Genomic DNA, 1,748 nt, shown 5'->3' with positions numbered 1-1,748 from the left:
ACCCTGGAAATGGCGCCACTTGAAATCCGTCATCGTTCCGTCCGTCCAATCTCCGCCAAGCATGCTCAAGCTTCACGATTTTTGCAACAGAGCCCGTTGACGAGCTGCGCGGCCGCGGTGATGACCCCGGCCGACCGCACTAGTCCAATGGGCGGGAGGCGTTGCGCAGCTCGTCGACGACTTCGCGATGCTGTGGGTGTACGAACAGGATGAGGGCTTGGCCGTGCGTGCTCAGAAGATGACTGTCGACGGTGATTGCGTCCACGAATCGGATGTCGACGGCAGGATCTTCCAGGAGAGCGCGGCGAATAGCCGCGAGGGTGCGAGCAACGGTCATGGCCGCGTCGGCAGGCTAGTGGGCCGCGCCGAGTTCGACGAGGAGGACGCCGCCGATGATGAGGGCGATGCCGAGCGCCATGACCCAGGTGAAGGGTTCTTTGAACAGGAACTTGCTGGCCACGGCGGTGAGGGCGACGCCGGAGGCGGCCCAGATGCCGTAGGCGACACCGATGCCGAGCCCGAGGGCAAGGACTTGGGTGAGGAAGAAGAACGCGCCGAGGTAGCCCACGACGACGGCGATGTAGAACGGTTTCCGTCCGCCGGTTGCCAGGCGCAGGGAGAGTGCCGCGCCGACTTCGAGGACGATCGCGAGGATGAGGAAGAGCCAGACCATCAGATGCTCGCCTCCCTCTTGCGCTGCGCCGCTTGCGATCCGAGTTCGACGGTGAGAACACCGCCGATGATCAAGGCCAGGCCGAGGATCATCACGCCGGTCAAGGGCTGTCCGAACAGAAGTGCGGCCAGCACCGCCGTCAGGGCGACGCCCATCGCGCCCCAGATCCCGTACGCAACCCCGAGGGCCATCCCCTCGCGTAGAACGAGCGCGAGAAGCGTGAACGCGCCGACGTAGCCGATCGCCACGAGGATGTACCAGGCCGGGTGGTCCTGGCCGGCTTGGAGGGCGAGAGAGCCGGCGACTTCACTGATGATCGCGCCGGCAAGCAGGAGCCATTTCTTCATAGTCAGTCCTTCACGAGGTTGTGGGCGAAGGCGCGGAGCTGCGCCAGGTCGCCGGGGGTAGGAGGGGAGACGTTGGCGGCTTCGGCAAGCCACCCGCCGTCGGCCAGGAGGCGGGCGGCGAGCAACCGGGTGCGTTCGTCCGGGGCGACGTCATCGGGCACGACAAGCCAGGGCGCGAGACGTTCGGCCCAGCGCTGCGTGAGCGAGCGGCGCAGCTTCGGATCACTCATCGCCACCAGGTCGGTTTCATCGAAACCCCCGGACAGTGACCAGTCGACGTACGCGCCGATGCGCGCGGCCGGGGCCGCGCCGTCCGGTGACGACCCGAGGCGTGCGACCAGCGCCTCTTCCCAGCGGTCCAAAACGGAGTCCACCAGGGCGAGCATGAGAGCTTCCTTCGTGGGGAAGTGATACATCACCCCCGGCTTGGTCAGCCCCACACTTCGGGCCACGGAGTCCAGAGACACCGCCCGCCCCTCGTCGAGCTGAGAGAAGGCGGCCGCCAGGATCGCGGGGCGAGGATCGGTGCGCATGAGTGTAGGTTACCATCCGGAAGGTAACTAGGCCAGGAGTCTCCTACAGTGGAGTTGCACGCATAGGTTCATCACCGCGAGCCGAGTAGGCCGAAAACGATCGTTATCTGGAGTCCGGTCAGACGTGGCCATGACGTCCAGCACGCGACTCAGCGGATCGGAAGCTCTCCTGGTGGACGCGCTTATCTTGGGGCC

General features: G+C 65.7%; 4 protein-coding genes. All 4 read right to left on the bottom strand.

Annotation, left to right across the window (positions count from 1 at the left end; translation table 11 throughout):
* Positions 1 to 139: 139 nt before the first annotated feature.
* The 4 genes from AB0K08_RS16980 to AB0K08_RS16965 are packed head-to-tail and all read right to left on the bottom strand — an operon-like array spanning position 140 to position 1,553.
* Positions 140 to 337: a hypothetical protein gene (locus AB0K08_RS16980; RefSeq protein WP_005053846.1), complete on the bottom strand. Its 198-nt coding sequence runs from the start codon at positions 335 to 337 to the stop codon at positions 140 to 142.
* A 15-nt stretch (positions 338 to 352) separates the two neighbouring features.
* A complete protein-coding gene (locus AB0K08_RS16975) occupies positions 353 to 673 on the bottom strand; it encodes an SMR family transporter (RefSeq protein ID WP_316261987.1) in 321 nt (106 codons plus the stop codon).
* Positions 673 to 1,020: an SMR family transporter gene (locus AB0K08_RS16970; protein WP_005053852.1), complete on the bottom strand. Its 348-nt coding sequence runs from the start codon at positions 1,018 to 1,020 to the stop codon at positions 673 to 675. Before AB0K08_RS16970 ends, AB0K08_RS16975 begins: the two co-directional genes overlap by 1 nt.
* Before the next feature lie 2 nt (positions 1,021 to 1,022).
* Positions 1,023 to 1,553 carry a TetR family transcriptional regulator gene (locus tag AB0K08_RS16965; protein WP_316261986.1) on the bottom strand — a complete coding sequence of 177 codons (531 nt, stop codon included), beginning with the start codon at positions 1,551 to 1,553 and terminating at the stop codon, positions 1,023 to 1,025.
* Positions 1,554 to 1,748 lie beyond the last annotated feature (195 nt).

Source organism: Citricoccus sp. NPDC055426 (assembly GCF_040677445.1).
Classification (GTDB): domain Bacteria; phylum Actinomycetota; class Actinomycetes; order Actinomycetales; family Micrococcaceae; genus Citricoccus.
This window is presented reverse-complemented; position numbering and strand designations above follow the sequence as displayed.

Excerpts from the sequence above, each read along its gene's own strand:
- AB0K08_RS16980 (WP_005053846.1), bottom strand. The coding sequence starts at position 337 with ATGACCGTTGCTCGCACCCTCGCGGCTATTCGCCGCGCTCTCCTGGAA.
- AB0K08_RS16975 (WP_316261987.1), bottom strand. The coding sequence starts at position 673 with ATGGTCTGGCTCTTCCTCATCCTCGCGATCGTCCTCGAAGTCGGCGCG.
- AB0K08_RS16970 (WP_005053852.1), bottom strand. The coding sequence starts at position 1,020 with ATGAAGAAATGGCTCCTGCTTGCCGGCGCGATCATCAGTGAAGTCGCC.
- AB0K08_RS16965 (WP_316261986.1), bottom strand. The coding sequence starts at position 1,553 with ATGCGCACCGATCCTCGCCCCGCGATCCTGGCGGCCGCCTTCTCTCAG.